This window comes from Escherichia sp. KTE96 (assembly GCF_000408525.1).
In the GTDB taxonomy this organism is placed as follows: domain Bacteria; phylum Pseudomonadota; class Gammaproteobacteria; order Enterobacterales; family Enterobacteriaceae; genus Escherichia; species Escherichia marmotae.
Genome location: NZ_KE137149.1, coordinates 2,187,669 through 2,208,283 on the forward strand (window position 1 = coordinate 2,187,669; position 20,615 = coordinate 2,208,283).

General features: G+C 51.6%; 23 protein-coding genes, 1 tRNA gene and 1 pseudogene. 16 read left to right on the top strand and 9 right to left on the bottom strand.

What is annotated here, in order from left to right:
• Positions 1–22: 22 nt before the first annotated feature.
• Together hspQ and rlmI are read right to left on the bottom strand one after the other, a co-directional pair.
• Positions 23–340: a heat shock protein HspQ gene (gene hspQ / locus A1WG_RS04525; RefSeq protein ID WP_001295356.1), complete on the bottom strand. Its 318-nt coding sequence runs from the start codon at positions 338–340 to the stop codon at positions 23–25.
• A gap of 57 nt (positions 341–397) precedes the next feature.
• On the bottom strand, positions 398–1,588 hold the full coding sequence (gene rlmI, locus A1WG_RS04520; protein ID WP_000116311.1) for a 23S rRNA (cytosine(1962)-C(5))-methyltransferase RlmI: 1,191 nt from the start codon (positions 1,586–1,588) through the stop codon (positions 398–400).
• Positions 1,589–1,682: 94 nt separating this feature from the next.
• Between rlmI and yccX the strand changes: the two genes are divergently transcribed.
• Positions 1,683–1,961 carry an acylphosphatase gene (gene yccX / locus A1WG_RS04515; RefSeq protein ID WP_001516138.1) on the top strand — a complete coding sequence of 93 codons (279 nt, stop codon included), beginning with the start codon at positions 1,683–1,685 and terminating at the stop codon, positions 1,959–1,961.
• Here yccX and tusE read toward each other — a convergent pair.
• From tusE to A1WG_RS04500, 3 genes are all read right to left on the bottom strand, one after another.
• Positions 1,958–2,287, bottom strand: coding sequence for a sulfurtransferase TusE (gene tusE / locus A1WG_RS04510; RefSeq protein WP_010376933.1), 330 nt, complete (start codon positions 2,285–2,287; stop codon positions 1,958–1,960). The two genes, yccX and tusE, sit on opposite strands and share 4 nt — an antisense overlap.
• 91 nt (positions 2,288–2,378) lie before the next feature.
• Positions 2,379–3,038, bottom strand: coding sequence for an FtsH protease modulator YccA (gene yccA, locus A1WG_RS04505; protein WP_000375136.1), 660 nt, complete (start codon positions 3,036–3,038; stop codon positions 2,379–2,381).
• A 207-nt stretch (positions 3,039–3,245) separates the two neighbouring features.
• Positions 3,246–3,333, bottom strand: a tRNA-Ser gene (locus tag A1WG_RS04500).
• 404 nt (positions 3,334–3,737) lie between these two features.
• Here A1WG_RS04500 and hyaA point away from each other — a divergent pair.
• The 10 genes from hyaA to A1WG_RS04450 all read left to right on the top strand — a co-directional run bounded on the left by hyaA (position 3,738) and on the right by A1WG_RS04450 (position 13,539).
• A complete protein-coding gene (gene hyaA, locus A1WG_RS04495; RefSeq protein ID WP_001516139.1) occupies positions 3,738–4,856 on the top strand; it encodes a hydrogenase 1 small subunit in 1,119 nt (372 codons plus the stop codon).
• Positions 4,853–6,646 (top strand): Ni/Fe-hydrogenase large subunit, encoded by a 1,794-nt coding sequence (gene hyaB, locus A1WG_RS04490; protein ID WP_001516140.1) that lies wholly within the window; start codon positions 4,853–4,855, stop codon positions 6,644–6,646. The genes hyaA and hyaB overlap by 4 nt, the downstream gene beginning before the upstream one ends.
• Positions 6,647–6,664: 18 nt before the next feature.
• Complete coding sequence (gene hyaC, locus A1WG_RS04485; RefSeq protein WP_001156752.1) at positions 6,665–7,375, top strand: Ni/Fe-hydrogenase b-type cytochrome subunit; 711 nt, start codon at positions 6,665–6,667, stop codon at positions 7,373–7,375.
• Entirely contained in the window at positions 7,372–7,959 is a 588-nt protein-coding gene (gene hyaD / locus A1WG_RS04480; RefSeq protein WP_000003648.1) for a hydrogenase 1 maturation protease, read from the top strand. The genes hyaC and hyaD overlap by 4 nt, the downstream gene beginning before the upstream one ends.
• Entirely contained in the window at positions 7,956–8,354 is a 399-nt protein-coding gene (gene hyaE, locus A1WG_RS04475; RefSeq protein ID WP_001516141.1) for a hydrogenase-1 operon protein HyaE, read from the top strand. The genes hyaD and hyaE overlap by 4 nt, the downstream gene beginning before the upstream one ends.
• Complete coding sequence (locus tag A1WG_RS04470; RefSeq protein ID WP_000004881.1) at positions 8,351–9,208, top strand: hydrogenase expression/formation protein; 858 nt, start codon at positions 8,351–8,353, stop codon at positions 9,206–9,208. The genes hyaE and A1WG_RS04470 overlap by 4 nt, the downstream gene beginning before the upstream one ends.
• A gap of 134 nt (positions 9,209–9,342) precedes the next feature.
• Positions 9,343–10,887, top strand: coding sequence for a cytochrome bd-II oxidase subunit 1 (appC, locus tag A1WG_RS04465; RefSeq protein ID WP_001516142.1), 1,545 nt, complete (start codon positions 9,343–9,345; stop codon positions 10,885–10,887).
• 11 nt (positions 10,888–10,898) lie between these two features.
• Positions 10,899–12,035, top strand: a complete 1,137-nt coding sequence (gene appB / locus A1WG_RS04460; RefSeq protein WP_001516143.1) for a cytochrome d ubiquinol oxidase subunit II — start codon at positions 10,899–10,901, stop codon at positions 12,033–12,035.
• Positions 12,036–12,048: 13 nt separating this feature from the next.
• Positions 12,049–12,141 carry a cytochrome bd-II oxidase subunit CbdX gene (gene cbdX / locus A1WG_RS04455; RefSeq protein ID WP_000270307.1) on the top strand — a complete coding sequence of 31 codons (93 nt, stop codon included), beginning with the start codon at positions 12,049–12,051 and terminating at the stop codon, positions 12,139–12,141.
• 87 nt (positions 12,142–12,228) lie between these two features.
• A complete protein-coding gene (locus A1WG_RS04450; RefSeq protein WP_001516144.1) occupies positions 12,229–13,539 on the top strand; it encodes an AppA family phytase/histidine-type acid phosphatase in 1,311 nt (436 codons plus the stop codon).
• Here A1WG_RS04450 and cspH read toward each other — a convergent pair.
• Entirely contained in the window at positions 13,527–13,739 is a 213-nt protein-coding gene (gene cspH, locus A1WG_RS0122250) for a cold shock-like protein CspH (RefSeq protein WP_000087760.1), read from the bottom strand. The genes A1WG_RS04450 and cspH overlap by 13 nt on opposite strands.
• Before the next feature lie 284 nt (positions 13,740–14,023).
• On the opposite strand from cspH, the gene cspG reads away from it, so the two are divergent.
• From cspG to A1WG_RS04440, 4 genes and pseudogenes are all read left to right on the top strand, one after another.
• Entirely contained in the window at positions 14,024–14,236 is a 213-nt protein-coding gene (gene cspG, locus A1WG_RS04445; protein WP_000066492.1) for a cold shock protein CspG, read from the top strand.
• A gap of 10 nt (positions 14,237–14,246) precedes the next feature.
• Complete coding sequence (locus A1WG_RS23730) at positions 14,247–14,435, top strand: cold shock small protein YmcF (RefSeq protein WP_071524879.1); 189 nt, start codon at positions 14,247–14,249, stop codon at positions 14,433–14,435.
• Positions 14,410–14,631 (top strand): annotated as a pseudogene (locus tag A1WG_RS25005) (cold-shock protein). Before A1WG_RS23730 ends, A1WG_RS25005 begins: the two are co-directional and overlap by 26 nt.
• Positions 14,621–14,794, top strand: a complete 174-nt coding sequence (locus A1WG_RS04440; protein WP_001019201.1) for a GnsA/GnsB family addiction module toxin — start codon at positions 14,621–14,623, stop codon at positions 14,792–14,794. The pseudogene A1WG_RS25005 and the gene A1WG_RS04440 overlap by 11 nt, the downstream one beginning before the upstream one ends.
• A gap of 49 nt (positions 14,795–14,843) precedes the next feature.
• Here the strand turns inward: A1WG_RS04440 and A1WG_RS04435 are convergent, their stop codons facing one another.
• Together A1WG_RS04435 and torS are read right to left on the bottom strand one after the other, a co-directional pair.
• Positions 14,844–15,917 carry a 4Fe-4S binding protein gene (locus A1WG_RS04435; RefSeq protein ID WP_001516145.1) on the bottom strand — a complete coding sequence of 358 codons (1,074 nt, stop codon included), beginning with the start codon at positions 15,915–15,917 and terminating at the stop codon, positions 14,844–14,846.
• 71 nt (positions 15,918–15,988) lie between these two features.
• A complete protein-coding gene (torS, locus tag A1WG_RS04430; protein WP_001054762.1) occupies positions 15,989–18,733 on the bottom strand; it encodes a TMAO reductase system sensor histidine kinase/response regulator TorS in 2,745 nt (914 codons plus the stop codon).
• Positions 18,734–18,815: 82 nt separating this feature from the next.
• Between torS and torT the strand changes: the two genes are divergently transcribed.
• Positions 18,816–19,844, top strand: a complete 1,029-nt coding sequence (torT, locus tag A1WG_RS04425) for a TMAO reductase system periplasmic protein TorT (RefSeq protein WP_001516147.1) — start codon at positions 18,816–18,818, stop codon at positions 19,842–19,844.
• Here torT and torR read toward each other — a convergent pair.
• Complete coding sequence (gene torR / locus A1WG_RS04420; protein ID WP_001120100.1) at positions 19,817–20,509, bottom strand: two-component system response regulator TorR; 693 nt, start codon at positions 20,507–20,509, stop codon at positions 19,817–19,819. The two genes, torT and torR, sit on opposite strands and share 28 nt — an antisense overlap.
• Positions 20,510–20,615: the final 106 nt, after the last annotated feature.

Below are 20,615 nucleotides of genomic sequence, written 5' to 3' on the forward strand. Positions count from 1 at the left end.
CCTTCCGGGGATTTTATGGGGATTAGTTACGCAGACGCGGTGCCTGGAGTTGCTTGCGGATCGTCTGCGCCAGCTCATCCATTGACGGCTGCTCTGGATGTTCATCCTGCAATTCGCTACTTAGCTGGGCTTCAGCCAGGTAGGTATGAACCGGTAGGCCGTTGTCATCCTCCATCACCACGTGATACCACGGAGCGGCGCGAAGCTCATCGTTCACCGCCAGCTCATCAGGTGACGGTTCAGAGAGCGAATAAACCGGGTCGATATCCACGACCACTCCGAGATAACCTAACAGGGAATGGCGGACCTGCTGGCCGATACCGAATTTGCTGGCAATCATAGTCACCTCCCGGGAAATCTTCACCTTTGATATAAGGACAGAATTCCACATTTCAAGTTACATGACGCGACAGGCAAACCCTTTCAGATATAGCCCTTCCGGGTAGGTAGCGATCACCGGATGATCGGCTGCCTGACGGAACTGCTCTATAAATTGTATATCACGACCGGCATCAATTGCGGCATCAGCGATGATTTTCTGAAATAAATCGCTGGTCATCAGGCCAGAACAGGAGAAAGTCAGAAGAACACCGCCCTCATTCAATAACTGAATTGCCAGCATGTTGATGTCTTTATAGCCGCGGCACGCGCCCATTAGCTGACTTTTGTTCTCAACAAACTTCGGCGGGTCCATCACGATAACGTCAAATTTTTCACCGCGATCGCGGTAGGTGCGCAGTAATTTAAAGACGTCATCGCGCACAAACTCAGCTTTGCTCAAATCGAGTTTGTTTAGCTCAACGTTTTTCCGTGCGATATCCAGTGCTTCCTGTGAAGTATCGACACTGACCACCTGGCTACAACCGCCCATCAATGCCGATACTGCGAATCCACCGGTATAAGAGAAGCAGTTCAGCACGCGTTTATTTTCTACATAGCGGCGTGTTGCCAGGCGACTGTCACGCTGGTCCAGGTAGTAGCCCGTTTTGTGCCCGTGTTGAATGTCCACCAGTAGCTTCATGCCATGTTCTTCAATAGGCAGCAGGGCAGGTGGCAGCTCGCCGGTTACTGGCCCCTGGGTCAGCTCCATCCCCTCTTTTTTACGTACTGCCACGTCGCTACGATCGTAAATCGCGCATTCCGGATAGAGCGTTTGTAGGGCGCTGATTAATGCTGCGCGCTGATACTCCGCGCCTGCACTCAGCAGTTGCAGCACCAGAAAATTGCCGAAACGATCAATAGTAATACCCGGCAGGCCGTCAGACTCACCGGCGATTAAACGATAGCTATCGAGACCATCTTTTTTCGCCAGCCAGTCGCGCCACTTTTGCGCCTGTTGTAAGCGGCGGGTGAAAAAGGCAATGTCGATGGATTCTGACGGATCAAACGTCCAGACACGAGCGCGGATTTGCGACGCTGGCGAATAAGCGCCGCGTGCTAACCATTTTCCCTGATGATCAACAATATCGATGGTTTCACCGAGGCTGGCTTTACCTTCCATACGTGCGACGGCACCGGAAAAGACCCACGGATGGCGACGAAGTAATGATTTTTCGCGCCCTTTGGCTAACACTAAACGTACACTCATAATTTACTATTCTGTCGATGCAAAGAAATGGGCGTCATTGTCCGGAGTTTTCCATGGATTTGCAACGCGTCCATTAAGGATAAGGAGAGCGGTGATGTCGAAAGTATGCATAATTGCCTGGGTTTATGGGCGAGTTCAGGGGGTAGGGTTTCGTTATACCACTCAGTACGAAGCGAAAAGGCTAGGGTTAACCGGCTACGCAAAAAATCTTGATGATGGCAGCGTGGAAGTGGTTGCCTGTGGTGATGAAGGGCAGGTGGAAAAATTAATGCAGTGGTTAAAGAGCGGCGGTCCGCGTTCAGCCCGCGTGGAACGGGTGATTAGCGAACCGCATCATCCTTCTGGCGAATTAACGGATTTTCGTATCCGTTAAATGCATTTCACGGGTTTCGGCAGGCCGGCAATTTTGGTGGCTTGCTTTGCCGGGCCTTTCGGGAACAGTCGGTACAGATAGCGGCTGTTACCTTTTTCTTCGCCAAACTTATTCGCCATCGCTTTTACCAGCATACGAATCGCCGGAGACGTATTAAATTCCAGGTAGAAGTCACGCACAAAGCGCACTACTTCCCAGTGTTCAGGCGACAGCGTAATCCCTTCCTTTTCGGCAATCACGGCTGCCAGAGGTTCGCTCCACAGGCTACTCTCTTTGAGATAGCCTTCGGTATCGGTCTCTATCTCTTTACCTTCGAAGATCAACATATTCATTTACTACCTTAGTCAGACTGGCTGCAGTGTAGCAAAAAACAAAGCCCCGCATAAAGCGAGGCTCTGTAAGTGGTATCGGGCGAGATTAATCGCGGCTGGCGAAGCCAAGAATGCTCAACAGGCTCACGAAGATGTTGTACAGCGACACATACAGACTCACCGTGGCACGAATGTAGTTCGTTTCACCGCCATGAATGATGTTGCTGGTTTCAAACAGAATCGCGCCAGAGGAGATCAGAATAAATACCGCACTGATTGCCAGATGCAGGGCAGGCAGTTGCAGGAAGATATTCGCTACCATTCCAATCAACACCACCACAATACCGGCCATCAGCATACCGCCGAGGAAAGACATGTCTTTGCGGGTGGTAAGCACATACGCAGAGCAGCAGAAGAACACTAATGCTGTGCCGCCCAGCGCCATAGCGATTACGTCGCCCATTCCGGCAGACAGGTAAGTGTTCAGAATCGGGCCGAGGATATAACCGAGAAAACCGGTAAAGGCGAACGCGGAGATAATCCCGGTTGGTTTGTTGGCAGTTTTATAGGTCAGGAACATCAGACCATACATCCCTACCAACGTCAGAATCAGGCCCGGAGATGGCAGCATCAGAACCGTACTGGCCGTCGCGGTAATTGCCGAAAAGGCCAGCGTCAGGCTCAGCAGAAAATAGGTATTACGCAGCACCTTATGGGTGCTAAGTAGTGATGTACGGTCATGTGAAGAACTAACTATACGATCCATGGAGTCACTCTCTATGACAGGTGTAATTAATAAAGCAGCATAATGATATTGCCGAAAGCTACCCAGAGGTTTTACCCATCTTTACGCATTTGATCTGGAACAGATTTAGCAAAGACGAGTTTAACCATTGGGAATGGTATAACGGCATGGTGATTTTGACAGGTAAAAGAAAAAGGGGTTAGCATTTAGCTAACCCCTTATCTTATTTGGCGGAAGCGCAGAGATTCGAACTCTGGAACCCTTTCGGGTCGCCGGTTTTCAAGACCGGTGCCTTCAACCGCTCGGCCACACTTCCGGAATGACGCGAACTATAAACATCCCGATGCGTCGTGTAAACCCCCAATTTGTTTGTTTGCCTGAAAAACAGCCAAAATGGTGTTGTTTGCGTGAAATAACAGCAATTTGGGTGTTTCGTCGCCATAAAAACCACTCGTAATCTTCCTGCGCCAGGCTTTTAGGAAAATAAGATCCATTTTTATCGCTAAAAGATAAATCCACATACTTTGTATTGTTTTGTGCAAAACGTTCACTACGCTTTATTAACAATACTTTCTGGCGACGTGCGCCAGTGCAGAAGGATGAGCTTTCGTTTTCTGTCTCTCTCGTGAAGCGATAGTTTACCTTGCTACAGGGACGTCGCTTGCCGACCAAAAGCGCCCGGCACTTCAGTCGGTGTCGCAAGGAGAAGAGACGTGCGATATGAATAATGAGGAAACCTTTTACCAGGCTATGCGACGTCAGGGGGTTACCCGGCGGAGTTTTCTTAAATATTGCAGTCTGGCTGCCACCTCGCTGGGATTAGGCGCGGGGATGGCACCGAAGATTGCCTGGGCGCTGGAGAATAAACCGCGTATTCCGGTAGTGTGGATCCACGGTCTGGAATGTACCTGCTGCACCGAATCTTTTATCCGTTCTGCTCATCCGCTGGCGAAGGATGTCATTCTTTCCCTTATTTCTCTCGACTACGACGATACCTTAATGGCTGCCGCTGGTACTCAGGCGGAGGAAGTCTTTGAAGATATCATCACGCAATACAACGGCAAATATATCCTTGCAGTAGAAGGTAACCCGCCTCTGGGCGAGCAGGGGATGTTTTGTATCAGCAGCGGTCGGCCGTTTATTGAGAAACTCAAACGTGCCGCCGCGGGGGCCAGCGCAATTATTGCCTGGGGAACCTGCGCATCCTGGGGCTGCGTACAAGCCGCTCGCCCCAATCCGACGCAGGCAACGCCTATCGATAAAGTCATTACCGACAAACCAATCATTAAAGTCCCTGGTTGTCCGCCGATCCCGGATGTGATGAGCGCCATCATTACTTATATGGTGACGTTTGATCGCCTGCCAGATGTCGACAGAATGGGGCGTCCACTGATGTTCTACGGTCAACGTATCCACGATAAATGCTATCGCCGCGCCCACTTTGACGCTGGTGAGTTTGTCCAGAGTTGGGACGATGACGCCGCTCGCAAAGGTTACTGCCTGTACAAAATGGGGTGTAAAGGGCCAACCACCTATAACGCCTGCTCCTCAACCCGTTGGAATGATGGCGTCTCCTTCCCGATCCAGTCCGGTCACGGTTGCCTGGGCTGTTCTGAAAATGGTTTCTGGGATCGCGGCTCATTCTACAGCCGCGTGGTCGATATTCCGCAGATGGGAACGCACTCTACCGCCGATACCGTGGGCTTAACCGCGCTTGGCGTCGTGGCTGCGGCTGTTGGCGTACATGCAGTCGCCAGCGCGATTGACCAGCGCAGACGTCATAACCAGCAACCAGCAGAGACCGAACAACAGCCAGGCAACGAGGATAAACAGGCATGAGCACTCAGTACGAAACTCAGGGATACACCATCAATAATGCCGGACGTCGCCTGGTGGTCGACCCGATCACGCGTATCGAAGGTCATATGCGCTGTGAAGTGAATATTAACGATCAGAATGTGATCACCAATGCTGTCTCCTGCGGCACGATGTTTCGCGGGCTGGAGATCATTTTGCAAGGCCGTGATCCGCGTGATGCGTGGGCGTTCGTTGAACGTATCTGCGGCGTCTGCACCGGCGTACACGCCCTGGCTTCGGTTTACGCCATTGAAGATGCTATTGGCATCAAAGTGCCGGATAACGCCAATATCATTCGCAACATTATGCTGGCGACGCTCTGGTGCCACGACCATCTGGTGCACTTTTATCAGCTCGCCGGAATGGACTGGATCGACGTACTTAACGCGCTGCAAGCCGACCCGCGTAAAACTTCCGAACTGGCGCAAAGCCTCTCCTCGTGGCCGAAGTCTTCCCCAGGTTACTTCTTTGATGTGCAAAATCGACTGAAGAAATTTGTCGAAGGCGGGCAGTTAGGGATCTTCCGCAACGGCTACTGGGGGCACCCGCAGTACAAACTGCCACCAGAAGCCAACCTGATGGGCTTTGCTCACTATCTCGAAGCTCTCGATTTCCAGCGTGAGATTGTCAAAATCCACGCGGTCTTTGGCGGTAAAAACCCGCATCCCAACTGGATTGTCGGCGGGATGCCTTGTGCCATAAATATCGACGAAAGCGGTGCGGTCGGGGCGGTTAATATGGAGCGCCTGAACCTGGTGCAGTCGATCATTACCCGCACGGCGGACTTCATTAATAACGTGATGATCCCCGACGCCTTAGCCATCGGCCAGTTCAACAAACCGTGGAGTGAAATCGGCACTGGCCTTTCTGATAAATGCGTCCTCAGCTACGGTGCGTTCCCGGATATCGCTAACGACTTTGGCGAGAAAAGTCTGCTGATGCCTGGCGGTGCGGTGATCAATGGCGATTTCAAAAACGTACTGCCAGTGGATTTAGTTGATCCGCAGCAGGTGCAGGAATTTGTCGATCACGCCTGGTATCGTTATCCCGACGATCAGGTCGGGCGTCATCCGTTCGATGGTATCACCGACCCGTGGTACAACCCCGGCGACGTTAAAGGTAGCGATACAAACATTCAGCAACTGAATGAACAGGAGCGCTACTCGTGGATCAAAGCGCCACGCTGGCGCGGTCATGCGATGGAAGTAGGGCCGCTGGCTCGCACGTTAATCGCTTACCACAAAGGCGATGCTGCGACCGTTGAGTCGGTTGATCGGATGATGTCGGCGCTGAACCTGCCGCTTTCTGGCATCCAGTCGACGTTAGGCCGCATTCTGTGCCGCGCCCATGAAGCTCAGTGGGCTGCAAGTAAGTTACAGTACTTTTTCAACAAGTTAATGACCAACCTGAAAAACGGCAATCTTGCCACCGCCTCCACCGAAAAATGGGAGCCTGCGACCTGGCCGAAAGTGTGCCGTGGCGTCGGCTTTACTGAAGCACCGCGTGGGGCTTTAGGTCACTGGGCCGCTATTCGCGATGGCAAAATCGATCTCTACCAGTGTGTGGTGCCGACCACCTGGAACGCCAGCCCGCGCGATCCCAAAGGGCAAATTGGTGCTTATGAAGCCGCACTGATGAACACCAAAATGGCGATCCCCGAGCAACCGCTGGAGATCCTGCGTACCCTGCACAGCTTCGACCCGTGCCTCGCCTGTTCAACGCATGTGCTGGGCGACGACGGTAGCGAACTGATCTCCGTGCAGGTGCGCTAACAGCGAAGGAGAATCATCATGCAAGAGAAAAGCGACAACGTTATCAGCCACTATGTCTTTGAAGCGCCCGTGCGGATATGGCACTGGCTGACGGTGCTGTGCATGGCGGTATTGATGGTCACCGGCTACTTTATCGGCAAGCCGCTGCCTTCAGTCAGTGGTGAGGCGACGTATCTGTTCTATATGGGCTACATCAGGCTAATACACTTCAGCGCCGGGATGATTTTTACCGTCGTCTTGCTGATGCGGATCTACTGGGCGTTTGTCGGCAATCGCTACTCACGCGAGCTTTTCATCGTGCCGGTATGGCGCAAAAGCTGGTGGCTGGGCGTGTGGTACGAAATCCGCTGGTATCTGTTTCTGGCAAAACGCCCGAGCGCTGACATTGGCCATAACCCCATCGCGCAGGCTGCGATGTTCGGCTATTTCCTGATGTCTGTTTTTATGATCGTCACCGGTTTTGCGCTGTATAGCGAACACAGCCAGTACGCCATTTTTGCGCCGTTTCGTTATGTAGTGGAATTTTTCTACTGGACGGGCGGCAACTCGCTGGACATTCATAGCTGGCATCGGCTGGGCATGTGGTTGATTGGCGCATTTGTGATTGGTCATGTTTATATGGCGCTGCGTGAAGACATCATGTCCGACGACACGGTGATCTCCACGATGGTGAACGGCTACCGTAGCCACAAATTTGGAAAAATGAGCAGCGACAAGGAGCGTTCATGAGCGAGCAACGTGTAGTGGTAATGGGGTTGGGCAACCTGCTGTGGGCCGATGAAGGTTTCGGTGTGCGGGTGGCGGAACGGCTGTATGCCCATTATCACTGGCCCGAAAACGTGGAGATTGTCGATGGTGGTACTCAGGGGCTGAACCTGCTGGGGTATGTTGAAAACGCCAGCCATCTGTTGATTCTCGATGCTATTGATTACGGGCTGGAACCCGGAACACTACGAACATATGCCGGAGAGCGCATTCCGGCATATCTCAGTGCGAAGAAAATGAGCCTGCACCAGAACAGTTTCTCCGAAGTATTAGCGCTGGCAGATATCCGCGGACATCTGCCAACACATATTGCCCTCGTCGGGTTACAACCGGCAATGCTCGACGACTACGGCGGTAGCCTTAGCGAGCTTGCGCGGGAGCAACTGCCTGCAGCGGAACAGGCGGCGCTGGTGCAACTGTCGGCGTGGGGAGTTGTGCCGCAACGGGCGGAGGAATCGCGTTGTCTCAATTATGACTGTCTGTCGATGGAAAATTACGAAGGTGTTCGCTTGCGTCAGTATCGGATGACGCTGGAGGAGCAGGGATGATTAACGACTCACCTTTTAGTGCGTTGTGGCAACGTATGCTGGCGCGTGGCTGGACGCCGATCACTGAGCCTCGTCTCGATCAGTGGCTTATGCAAGCGCCGGATAGTGTGGTGCTGTTAAGCAGCGATCCGAAACGTACTCCTGAAGTCAGTGATAATCCGGTGATGGTCGCAGAGCTACTGCGTGAGTTTCCAGATTATGCATGGCAGGTGGCAATTGCCGATCTTGAGCAAAGTGAAGCCATCGGAGACAGATTTAGTGTTTTTCGTTTTCCAGCCACATTAGTGTTTACTGATGGTCATTATCGCGGCGTATTGAATGGCATTCACCCGTGGGCAGAGCTGATAAACCTGATGCGCGGCCTTGTCGAATCAAAACAGGAATGTGATTCATGAGTGAGACTTTTTTCCATCTGCTGGGGCCAGGAACGCAACCTGATGATGACAGTTTCAGCATGAATCCGCTGCCAATTACCTGTCAGGTGAATGATGAACCGAGCATGGCGGCACTGGAGCAGTGTGCTCATAGTCCACGGGTGATTACGCTGTTAAACGATCTACAGCATCAACTAACGCAACGCGTACCGCCATTAGGCGAGGTGCTGGCCGTCGATCTGTTAAATCTCAATGCTGATGATCGCCACTTTATCAATACGCTTCTCGGAGAAGGGGAAGTGTCAGTGCGCATCCAACATATTGACGGCAGTGAAAGTGAAATTCAGGAGGCGATCTTCTGCGGATTGTGGCGAGTACGCAGGCGTAGCGGTGAGCTGTTGCTGGAAGACCGGCTGGAGACAGGCTGCGCGCCGCTGCCGTTATGGCAGGCGGCAACGCATAATACGCTGCCGACAGATTCGCTGCTACCACCGCCCATTGATGGTCTGATGAACGGACTGCCGCTGGCTCATGAATTGCTGGCGCATGTGCGTAATCCTGAGGCGCAGCCACATAGTATTAACCTGACGCAGTTGCCTGTCAGCGAGGCTGACAGGTTATTTCTCTCGCGGCTGTGCGGGCCGGGTAATATCCAGATTCGCACTATTGGCTATGGCGAGAGCTATATCAACGCCACCGGTTTGCGACATGTCTGGCATTTACGCTGTATGGATACGTTAAAAGGCCCATTACTTGAGAGTTATGAAATCTGCCCGATACCGGAAGTTGTGCTGGCAGCGCCGGAAGATTTGGCGGACTCCGCGCAGCGGTTGGGCGAGGTGTGTCAGTGGCTTATAGAAAGCGCGCAACAGTGAAAATGGCGGCAAATATCGCTTTCAGTCCTATGAATATCGCAATCAGCGAATACAACCACCTACAAACTGTAAGGATAAAAAGGGAGATCTACTATTAAAGGGTTATTTCCCTCTCTTCGCCTACAGGAGTTCGCATGTGGGATGTTATTGATTTGTCGCGCTGGCAGTTTGCACTGACCGCGCTATACCACTTTTTGTTCGTGCCCCTTACCCTGGGGCTGATTTTTTTGCTGGCTATCATGGAAACCATTTACGTGGTCACCGGCAAAACAGTCTACCGCGATATGACGCGCTTCTGGGGTAAGCTCTTCGGTATCAACTTCGCTCTCGGCGTGGCTACTGGTCTCACCATGGAGTTTCAGTTTGGTACTAACTGGTCATTCTATTCCAACTATGTGGGCGACATTTTTGGCGCACCGTTGGCGATGGAAGCATTAATGGCCTTCTTCCTCGAATCCACCTTTGTCGGTCTGTTCTTCTTTGGCTGGCAACGGCTGAATAAATACCAGCACCTGCTGGTCACCTGGCTGGTGGCATTTGGTTCCAATATCTCCGCATTGTGGATTTTGAATGCCAATGGGTGGATGCAGTTTCCGACCGGCGCGCATTTCGATATCGACACCTTGCGTATGGAGATGACCAGTTTCAGCGATCTGGTCTTTAACCCCGTCAGCCAGGTGAAATTTGTCCATACGGTGATGGCAGGTTATGTGACCGGGGCGATGTTCATTATGGCGATCAGCGCCTGGTACTTACTGCGCGGACGGGAGCGTGATGTCGCTTTACGTTCGTTTGCTATCGGTTCGGTCTTTGGCACACTGGCGATAATCGGCGCGCTGCAACTTGGAGACAGTTCTGCCTATGAAGTCGCACGCGTTCAGCCGGTAAAACTGGCGGCAATGGAAGGGGAGTGGCAAACCGAACCGGCACCTGCGCCGTTCCATCTCATTGCCTGGCCGGAACAGGATCAAGAGCGTAACGCTTTTGCCATCAAAATCCCTGCGCTGTTAGGGATCCTCGCCACTCACTCATTAGATAAGCCTGTACCAGGGTTGAAAAATTTGATGGCTGAAACTTATCCACGATTGCAACGCGGGCGTATGGCCTGGCTGCTGATGCAGGAGATTTCGCAAGGCAACCGCGAGCCGCATGTACTGCAAGCATTTCATGAGCTGGAAAACGATCTCGGTTATGGCATGTTGCTCTCCCGCTATGCGCCGGATATGAATCATGTCACACCTGCGCAGTATCAGGCGGCTATGCGCGGTGCTATTCCACAAGTTGCGCCGGTGTTCTGGAGTTTCCGCATCATGGTGGGCTGCGGTTCGCTGTTGTTACTGGTAATGCTGATTGCGCTCGTTCAGACGCTGCGCGGCAAAATCGACCAGCATCGTTGGGTGCTGAAAATGGTGCTCTGGAGTTTGCCGCTGCCGTGGATTGCCATTGAAGCAGGGTGGTTTATGACCGAGTTTGGCCGTCAGCCGTGGGCGATTCAGGACATTTTGCCAACATACTCCGCGCACTCTGCCTTAACCACAGGACAACTGGCTTTTTCACTGATCATGATAGTAGGGCTTTACACCCTGTTCTTAATCGCTGAAGTCTACCTGATGCAGAAATATGCCCGTCTGGGGCCAAGCGCGATGCAGAGTGAACAACCGACACAGCAGCAGGGGTAAAGGAGAGAATCATGTTTGATTATGAAACATTGCGCTTCATCTGGTGGCTACTGATTGGCGTGATTCTGGTGGTCTTTATGATCTCCGACGGATTTGACATGGGGATCGGTTGCCTGCTGCCGCTGGTGGCGCGTGATGATGATGAACGCCGGATAGTGATTAACAGTGTTGGCGCACACTGGGAAGGCAACCAGGTCTGGTTAATCCTCGCGGGAGGGGCATTATTTGCCGCCTGGCCCAGAGTTTACGCCGCTGCGTTTTCTGGATTTTATGTGGCGATGATCCTGGTGCTGTGCTCGCTGTTCTTCCGCCCGCTGGCCTTTGATTATCGCGGAAAAATCGAGGATGCACGCTGGCGTAAAATGTGGGATGCCGGGCTGGTCATCGGTAGTCTGATACCGCCGGTCGTCTTCGGTATCGCGTTTGGCAATTTGTTACTCGGCGTGCCGTTTGCTTTCACGCCGCAATTACGCGTGGAGTACCTCGGTAGCTTCTGGCAATTGCTGACGCCATTCCCTCTACTGTGCGGTTTGCTCAGTCTTGGAATGGTGATTTTGCAAGGGGGCGTCTGGCTGCAACTAAAAACAGTCGGTGCTATTCACCTGCGTTCGCAACTGGCGACCAAACGCGCGGCTCTGCTGGTGATGCTCTGCTTTTTGCTGGCGGGGTACTGGCTGTGGGTTGGTATTGATGGCTTCGTATTGCTCGCTCAGGATGTTAACGGTCCATCCAATCCGTTAATGAAACTGGTTGCGGTACTACCTGGTGCCTGGATGAATAATTTTGTTGAATCGCCGGTATTGTGGATCTTCCCGCTGCTGGGTTTCTTCTGCCCGTTGCTGACGGTGATGGCGATTTATCGTGGTCGCCCCGGTTGGGGATTTCTGCTGGCGTCATTGATGCAATTTGGCGTGATTTTCACGGCAGGCATCACGCTGTTTCCATTTGTTATGCCTTCGAACATCAGCCCGATCTCCAGCCTGACGCTGTGGGATAGCACCTCCAGTCAACTGACGTTGAGCATTATGTTAGTAATTGTGCTGATATTTTTGCCTATTGTGTTGCTCTACACTGTGTGGAGCTACTACAAAATGTGGGGGCGTATGACAACTGAAACTCTCCGCCATCACGATCATGAGCTGTACTAAGGAGGGATGAACAATGTGGTATTTATTGTGGTTCGTCGGCATTTTGTTGATGTGTTCACTCTCCACCGTGGTGTTGGTGTGGCTGGAACCGCGTCTAAAAGGTTGATTTGACGCACAACGAACATAGGCCGGAGAAGAAGCGTCAGCGTCGTATCCGGCAATAATGCGAAACATGAAAAACGGAAACCTGGCGATGAAAGCGATATTGCTCCCCTTTTTTTCTCTTCTGCTTCCGTTAACACCACTACCTGCATACGCTCAGAGTGAGCCGGAACTGAAATTGGAGAGTGTGGTGATTGTCAGCCGTCATGGCGTGCGTGCCCCCACTAAATCTACGCAACTCATGCAGGAAATTACTCCAGACACATGGCCAGGTTGGCCGGTGAAACTGGGTTGGCTGACACCACGAGGCGGTGAGCTGATCTCTTATCTCGGACATTACCAACGCCAGCGTCTGGTGACTGACGGTTTGCTGGCAAAAAATGGCTGTCCGAAACCAGGTCAGGTGGCGATTATTGCTGATGTCGACGAACGCACCCGTAAAACAGGCGAAGCCTTTGCCGCCGGGCTGGCTCCCAATTGTGCAATAACCGTACATACCCGGTCAGACACCGCCAGTCCCGATCCGCTATTTAACCCGCTGAAAACCGGTGTCTGCCAACTGGATAAAGCGAACGTGACAGAAGCTATTCTTAACAGGGCAGGCGGCTCGATCACTAACTTTACTGATCATCGGCAAACGGCATTTCACGAACTGGAGCGGGTGCTTAATTTCCCGCAATCAAGTCTGTGCCTCAAACGAGAGAAACAAGACGAAAGTTGTTCATTGACGCAAGTATTGCCGTCTGAACTGAAAGTAAGTACCGATAACGTTTCATTAACCGGTGCGGTGAGTCTGGCATCAATGCTGACGGAGATATTTCTCCTGCAGCAGGCACAGGGAATGCCGGAGCCTGGTTGGGGACGAATTACTGATTCACACCAGTGGAACACCTTGCTGAGTCTGCATAATGCGCAGTTTTATCTGCTGCAACGTACCCCAGAAGTGGCCCGTAGCCGTGCCACGCCCCTGTTGGATTTGCTCCTGACGGCGCTGACGCCACATAATCCGCAAAGGCAGAGCTATGGTGTTACGCTACCGACTTCGCTGCTGTTTATTGCCGGGCATGATACTAACCTGGCGGATTTAGGTGGGGCACTGGGACTTAACTGGACGCTGCCGGGCCAACCGGATAACACCCCGCCGGGAGGTGAACTGGTATTTGAACGCTGGCGGCGGCTAAGTGATAACAGTCAGTGGATTCAGGTTTCGCTGGTATTCCAGACCTTGCAGCAGATGCGTGATAAAGCCCGTCTGTCGCTTGATACGCCGCCAGGGGAAGTGAAGTTGACGCTGGCCGAGTGTGAAGAAAGAAACGCGCAGGGCATGTGTTCACTGGCGGATTTTACGCAAATCGTGAATGAAGCGCGTATTCCGGCCTGCAGTTTATATCAGGATAAATAAACATTTGCCGCTGTTGGTCCACGCAGGCCATTAACGCGGCAAAACTCTACGCGTAACCCTGGTATAAGTACTTCTGCGTCGCGGGGGCTGAATGCGGAAATATGGACCTGGACTTCTTTACGACCGTCGGAGGGGATGATGAATCCTTTGCCGCTTTTGCGATCAAAGGTTTTGACAATTCCTGTCATTTTACGGGACAAACAAATTCCTTACTAAAAATACTGCGCTGCACTATACGGTTTTAAAAAAATAAAGCCAGCGATATTTAAGACCGCCGGACGGCTAAAATAAATTTGCTTAATTATGTGTATCATGCGTTAATAGCTGCGTCGGTTTGAAAGACAGACAGCATACAAAGTAGTTTACTAAAGCAGTTCTCATTATCAGGCATTATCCCCTTCTTTTGAGTCTCTCTCCTGAACACTAAGTAGTTTCTGTATTAAAGCCCTGTTTGCCGAAAGGCCCAAAATGAAGGAAGTAAAATATGTCTAATAAAATGACTGGTTTAGTAAAATGGTTTAACGCAGATAAAGGTTTTGGCTTTATCACTCCTGATGATGGCAGCAAGGACGTCTTCGTTCATTTCACCGCCATCCAGAGCAATGAATTCCGCACTCTGAATGAAAATCAGAAAGTCGAATTTTCTATTGAGCAGGGGCAACGTGGTCCCTCGGCAGCGAACGTTGTTGCGCTCTAAGGTTGCCGTTATTACTCAACATCTCCATTTCCGCTGTCCATGTTGTCATGGTTCACAGTACCGCACATCGGCATTCGATGTGACGGAGCGAAATCCTTTGGGAGCTAAGTGTATTTTCTGTAAATCGACGATGATCACCTTTGATAACGTTGCTTTACAAATACGCACAGACCATGCGCCACTGGATTTCACAAAATAATATCAGGCTCCCTCGCGGAGCCTTTTTTATATCTTCTGTTTGCACTCATCCCTGTATGCATATTGAGCGATAACCTACTGATTATTGAATCTTTCAGGCAGATAGCTTATAACTTTTGTTACCTGAACAGGGAACCAACACCTTACTGGCGTGTTGCTGCCTTTTAAGACCAGAAGAGGTTAACAGTGAATATTGAAGAGCTAAAAAAACAAGCCGAAACAGAAATCTCCGACTTTATTGCGCAAAAAATCACCGAATTAAACAAGAGCACAGGGAAAGAAGTCTCTGAAATTCGCTTCACTGCGCGGGAGAAAATGACCGGGCTTGAAGGCTATGACGTCAAAATCCAAATAATGTGATTTTGTGGACATCACCCCAGCACGAGGTGATGTTCCGCTTGTCACTCTGTTAATGACCAATCATTGCCGCCCGTGGAATTAAGCGTCGGTACAATTCCTCTGGCACCGGGCTTTGCCATACACCTGCATACATCGCGTAACCAATCACCGCGAACATAATTCCCAATATCAGTAGTGTTATTAGCCAGCCAGATAACGCAAAAGTTTTTTTATTTATCGCGGGGTTTCGCAGCGAAAAAGTTAATGTTGAGGCGACCGGGCATGACTCGATGCAGGTCATACAGCCGGTACATTCCACCGTTCTAACCTGGATTAATTTATCGACAGGGATCCGTGACGGACAATTATTTGCGCATTTGCCGCAGTCGATACAACTTTCGGCATTGCGACGAATCTTAAACGGCGATAATAGCGAAACCAGTCCCATTAACGCGCCATACGGGCAGAGATAACGACACCAGGCATGGCGAATAAACAGGCTGGCAATCAGCAAAACGATCACGCTGATTAACGTCGCTGTCCCCATATGACGAAAGAAATCGAGCATTTTAACATCCATCACCACGCTGTAGGGCGATAGCATAAAATAGTGAATCGCCTGAGCGGGCATGAATAACGCGATATAGAGAAAAAAACTCAACAGCAGATATTTCACCGCACGCAGAGGAATATCCAGCCAGAGAGGAAGGGCAAATTGCCGACCAAACAGTTTTTTCCCCAGATCGCCAATTAACTCAGATAGCGTACCAACCGGGCATAGCCACGAGCAAAAGGCTTTTTTCAGCAGCAAGCTGATAATGATAAAAGCGACCAGCAACAGCATCGCGGCGGCGTGCACGGAAGGTAACTGGCCTGTTTCAAGGCTGTATTTCAGATTCATCAGACCGGCAATAGGGAGCCAGCCTTCAATACCACCTGGCCTTGCGATAAAAGGCGTACTACCTGCCGTTTCGTAATAGCGCACCCAATACCAGAAGGTGATGGCAATATAAATATTGATTGCCAGCAGTAATAATTGCGTCGCTTTACGCCAGGTCGTGGCATTGCGCCAGTCATTCCACGGTAATTTACCGCCCGTTGTGCCTGGCCGCCGCTGCCAGCGGATTCTTTTTTTCTCAGCCATGATTTTGCCAGTCCATTAAGTTGCATGCTAAATGCTACTATTCTAAGTCTTCTTATCTGGCTGATATTGATTCAAATCGCGTTCAGGTCTTTCTTATTCAACCACTCTTCCAGAGCCGCGATACTGCGTGTAATTTCTTCGCGCGGCAGGAGAGCGGCTAATGGTTCCCGCTCAAGTTGCCCGCACAACTGGCTGGCACTGCGCATTCCCAGACTGGCGCAACTACTTTTTAGCTGGTGCGCAGCGCGTTTGATTTTCTCGCTGTCGTGTCTGGCGCGAGCAGTGTCTATTTCATCAAGAAGCGGCAGGGTATGTTGTTTAAATAATGTCAGCCATTCGTGGATCTTATCCGCTCCCATTAACTGTGCATCTTCATTGAGTTGCGATACATCCAGCGGCTGATCGTTATTTTTTTGCTGGTGGAGATAGTGCGCCAGTAACTGACCGAGCACTTCACGCGGCACCGGTTTAGGGATAATTCCGCGAAATAGCGAACTGGTACGCTGGCGCAACGTTTCGTCGATGACATGGGCGCTAAAGCCAATCAAAACCAGCGACGGATATTGCAGCGAAAGTTGCCTGGCAAGTGTAATGCCGTCGATATCCGGCAGATCAAAATCCACCAGCGCGGCAGCAAACGATTCACTATTTTGCAGCGTCTCTAAAGCCTGCGTGGCATTTCCAACAGCAGTGACCTGAGCACCACTGGCGTTCAGTATCTCGATGGTAATACGCTGCGTTAGCGGGTTATCTTCAATTAACAGCAAGCGTAAACCATCCAGATGCACCGCCTGATTGACTATTTTAGGTGCTGGCGCGGTGGCAACGCGTAACGGTAACCGTAAGCAAAAACAGCTTCCAACCCCCGGCGTGCTTGTGGCGATCAGTTCGCCGCCCATCGCCTGGGCCAGGCTGGTACTGATGGTCAACCCCAGTCCACTGCCGCCGCGTTTACCACTCACCTGAACAAATGGCTGGAAGATATCAGCCAGTTTCGCGGGATCAATACCACAGCCGCTGTCTTCCACTTCGACCAGCCATTGTTCGCCATCAGTGCGGCTACGCAGGACAATCTGCCCCTCGTCAGTGAAACGCAGGGCATTACTCAACAAATTGGTAATAACCTGGCGAATACGTCGCGGATCACCCATTAACGCGGTCGGTACATCGTCGGCAATTTCCGTTGCCAGTCGAATCGGACGACCTTTCACCCGCCCGCTCATTAATTGCAGGGTACTTTCCAGCAGCGGGCGCGGTTCATACGGTTCATCGCTGACCGAGACATTCTTGCCACCTGCTTCGATAGCCGAATAATCGAGAATATCGTTAAGGATGGTCAGCAATGATTCGCCAGAATCGGTAATTGCCCGCAAATCATCACGCTGGGCGTTAAGCGCCGGGTTATCCGCCAGCAGTTGAGCGGTGCCGAGAATGCCGTACAGCGGAGTGCGGATCTCATGGCTCATTGCCGCCAGAAACGCCGATTTTGCCTGACTGGCTTTTTCTGCTTCCGCCCGTGCCAGCCGGTGTTCTACTACCAGTTCCTGCAATTCGGCAGTGCGCGCTTTGACCTGCGCTGCCAGTTGTTCGCGGTGGCGATTAAGCGCATGAACACTACTGCGAAAAGCATCCATCAGCCGCCCGATGGTATCCAGCTCCCGCACGCCAGCGGTTTCCGGGAAAGGGGAGTCGATATCGCCGTCCAGCAGGCGTTGCAGTGCCTGCGTTTGTTCGGCAAGTGGGCGCGTGACTGAACGATAAACCACGCGCCAGAGGATCAGAATCAAAGAGCAAAGGGAAACAACGCCCAGGAGTAGCAAGCTGTATTGCCCTCGTTCACTGGCTTTTTCCAGATGAGTGAGTCCACTTTGGTTGCGTTGCTCAATAGTGTCAACCAGTTGGCTGACTTCGCTACTAAACTGTGCGAACTGGGCGATGTTATTTTGGGCGAGAGTTTGCAGACGATTGCTGATTTCATTGTCCTGCTGATAAAGCGCCAGTAAATCGCTATAACGATGAATGATTTCTAAGGATTGTGCCACCCGTGTGCGCACACCCGGATCTTCAATGCGTATTTGCCGACGTTGTAGAATTTTCACTGCATTATTGAGTTGATTTTCCAACGTTGGCGCATCTTTCTGGATCTGCTCCAGCCTCAGAGTCATCACCATTTGCTGCACCCGCAGGGCGCTGAGACGCAGTTCATTCATTTGGTTAACGTACTCAAGATCGATATCAATCAGCCGATCGAGCGCACTTTCGGCAGCCTGGTGTTGATGACGTTCGATCAAATCATAAATCCCGGCTTGAGTGGCTCCGGCAGAGGTCGCAGCGTTATTCGCCTGACCTTGCGCCATACGTGCGATCGCATCAGCGGCAGCGACAATTTGCTGACTGAGTTGTTGCTGTTGCTGGCGCAGTTGCAAACGCTGCCCCACCAGTTCGCCTTGCTGACGTAACGAACGGGAGATCTCCTGCTCCTGTTGTTCAATCGCAGAGGTGTCGAAACCTTGTTCCCGTAACGCTTGCAACAACGCGTTAATCTTCAGGCTTTGCGCGGTGAGCATTCGCCCCTGTGCCTGCCACATCTTTTCGTTATCGGCACTGGTCAGGTTCTGCGCGGCGAAAAGTTCCCAGGCGCTGGCTTCGCTCAACTGACGCGCCATATTCATGGTAGGAATCAATGCCTGAGTATTGGCTTTTTCTACCTGGCTGACAAAACGCAGGTTGTACCATCCCACCAGAGTACTGGTCAGGGTTAGCAACGCCATCAGGGCAAAGCCCATCCAGAGTCTTCGGGTCAGGGTTAAATTCACAGTTGGTGCACTTTAGGTGAAAAAGGTTGAGTCGCAAAGTGGAATGCATCTAGCATAAAGCCTTATTATTGATGAGGCTATCATGCGCATACTGCTTTTGTTACTTCTTCCCTTTTTCGTGTTACCCGTTTTTGCGGGCGATAACCTGTTGCGCTGGCATGATGCGCAACATTTTACGGAGCAGCCTGTTACATCACTTAAAGTCAAACGCTCATGGAAATTGTGTGCGCTCTATCCCAGTCTGAAGGATTCATACTGGTTATCGTTGAACTATGGTATGCAGAAAGCAGCCCGCCGCTATGGTGTGGATTTAAAAGTGCTGGAGGCCGGTGGCTACGGTCAGTTGGCTACTCAGCAGGCGCAAATTGAGCAGTGTAAACAATGGGGCGCAGAAGCGATTTTGCTCGGTAGCAGCACGACGTCATTTCCCGAATTGCAAAAGCAGGTAGAAAGTCTGCCAGTGATCGAGCTGGTGAATGCCATTGACGACTCACAGGTAACAAGCCGCGTTGGCGTGCCCTGGTTTCAGATGGGCTATCAGCCGGGGCGGTATCTGGTGCAATGGAGCAACGGAAAACCTCTCAATGTATTGTTGATGCCCGGCCCGGACAACGCCGGAGGTAGTAAGGAGATGGTAGCGGGGTTCCGCGCAGCCATTGCCGGAAGCCCGGTGCGTATTGTTGATATTGCGCTCGGAGATAACGATATTGAAATCCAGCGTAACCTGTTGCAGGAGATGCTGGAGCGTCATCCAGAAATCGACGTTGTTGCCGGAACGGCCATTGCCGCAGAGGCGGCGATGGGCGAAGGGCGCAACCTGAAAACGCCGCTCACCGTAGTGTCATTTTATCTTTCACACCAGGTTTATCGTGGCCTGAAGCGGGGAAGAGTGATTATGGCTGCCAGCGATCAAATGGTCTGGCAGGGGGAACTGGCTGTTGAGCAGGCTATCAGACAATTACAGGGACAATCGGTGTCTGATAATATCAGCCCACCGATTTTAATCCTGACGCCGAAAAATGCCGACCGTAAACATATTCGCCGCTCGCTGTCGCCAGGAGGATTTCGTCCGGTCTATTTTTATCAGCACACATCAGCGGCTAGGAAATAGCCCTCGCCATGTTGAGTCACCAGTAAATCCGCGCTGAGTTTATGGCGTAAACGACGAATTAACACATCGACGGTACGCAGGTCGGGGTTTTCCACCCGACGGGCAGAGAGCATACGCAGCAGACGTTCGCGACTGAGAATTTTGCCGGGATTGGTCACAAACGCCACCAACATTTCATACTCTGCGCGGGTCAGTTTAATCGGCTCGCCATCCAGCTCCAGCGTATGGCGCGACACATTTAGGCAATAACCAGCAAAGCAATAACAGTTGTCCTGAGTAAGTGGTTGCACCTGCCGCGCGAGGTCGATGCGCCAGAGCAGATTTTTCACCCGCACCACCAGTTCGCGCAATTCCAGCGGCTTGGTTACGTAATCGTCCGCGCCCATCTCCAGCCCGACAATGCGGTCAATCTGATCGCTGCGTCCGGTAACCAGAATAATGCCTACCGTCGAACGTTCCCGCAACGCGCGGGTTAACATCAGGCCATTTTCATCAGGTAAATTAATATCCAACAGAATTAAATCGACCGGCTGATTTTGCATAATTTCCCGCAGCCCGGCACCGCTCGCCGTAACGGAAACGGTATACCCCTCTTGGGTAAAGTAGGTTTGTAAGCGTGCCTGGGTAATCGGCTCATCTTCAACAATAACAATATGATGTGGCATCAGGGGGGATTACTCATTCTGTTCATATCTGTTCATATTTTGCCGTAAGCCGTTCATCCTGACCAGTGCCGCTGTTCATATTTGCTCATTAAGATCACTTCACTAA

What these genes read in the sequence shown, in the direction of transcription:
- appC (WP_001516142.1), top strand. Translation starts at nt 9,343, where the DNA reads ATGTGGGATGTTATTGATTTGTCGCGCTGGCAGTTTGCACTGACCGCG.
- hyaA (WP_001516139.1), top strand. Translation starts at nt 3,738, where the DNA reads ATGAATAATGAGGAAACCTTTTACCAGGCTATGCGACGTCAGGGGGTT.
- hyaB (WP_001516140.1), top strand. Translation starts at nt 4,853, where the DNA reads ATGAGCACTCAGTACGAAACTCAGGGATACACCATCAATAATGCCGGA.
- tusE (WP_010376933.1), bottom strand. Translation starts at nt 2,287, where the DNA reads ATGTTGATCTTCGAAGGTAAAGAGATAGAGACCGATACCGAAGGCTAT.
- cspG (WP_000066492.1), top strand. Translation starts at nt 14,024, where the DNA reads ATGTCTAATAAAATGACTGGTTTAGTAAAATGGTTTAACGCAGATAAA.
- hspQ (WP_001295356.1), bottom strand. Translation starts at nt 340, where the DNA reads ATGATTGCCAGCAAATTCGGTATCGGCCAGCAGGTCCGCCATTCCCTG.
- yccA (WP_000375136.1), bottom strand. Translation starts at nt 3,038, where the DNA reads ATGGATCGTATAGTTAGTTCTTCACATGACCGTACATCACTACTTAGC.
- torR (WP_001120100.1), bottom strand. Translation starts at nt 20,509, where the DNA reads ATGCCACATCATATTGTTATTGTTGAAGATGAGCCGATTACCCAGGCA.
- hyaE (WP_001516141.1), top strand. Translation starts at nt 7,956, where the DNA reads ATGATTAACGACTCACCTTTTAGTGCGTTGTGGCAACGTATGCTGGCG.
- appB (WP_001516143.1), top strand. Translation starts at nt 10,899, where the DNA reads ATGTTTGATTATGAAACATTGCGCTTCATCTGGTGGCTACTGATTGGC.
- hyaC (WP_001156752.1), top strand. Translation starts at nt 6,665, where the DNA reads ATGCAAGAGAAAAGCGACAACGTTATCAGCCACTATGTCTTTGAAGCG.
- yccX (WP_001516138.1), top strand. Translation starts at nt 1,683, where the DNA reads ATGTCGAAAGTATGCATAATTGCCTGGGTTTATGGGCGAGTTCAGGGG.
- cbdX (WP_000270307.1), top strand. Translation starts at nt 12,049, where the DNA reads ATGTGGTATTTATTGTGGTTCGTCGGCATTTTGTTGATGTGTTCACTC.
- A1WG_RS04470 (WP_000004881.1), top strand. Translation starts at nt 8,351, where the DNA reads ATGAGTGAGACTTTTTTCCATCTGCTGGGGCCAGGAACGCAACCTGAT.
- A1WG_RS04450 (WP_001516144.1), top strand. Translation starts at nt 12,229, where the DNA reads ATGAAAGCGATATTGCTCCCCTTTTTTTCTCTTCTGCTTCCGTTAACA.
- torT (WP_001516147.1), top strand. Translation starts at nt 18,816, where the DNA reads ATGCGCATACTGCTTTTGTTACTTCTTCCCTTTTTCGTGTTACCCGTT.
- hyaD (WP_000003648.1), top strand. Translation starts at nt 7,372, where the DNA reads ATGAGCGAGCAACGTGTAGTGGTAATGGGGTTGGGCAACCTGCTGTGG.
- rlmI (WP_000116311.1), bottom strand. Translation starts at nt 1,588, where the DNA reads ATGAGTGTACGTTTAGTGTTAGCCAAAGGGCGCGAAAAATCATTACTT.
- A1WG_RS04435 (WP_001516145.1), bottom strand. Translation starts at nt 15,917, where the DNA reads ATGGCTGAGAAAAAAAGAATCCGCTGGCAGCGGCGGCCAGGCACAACG.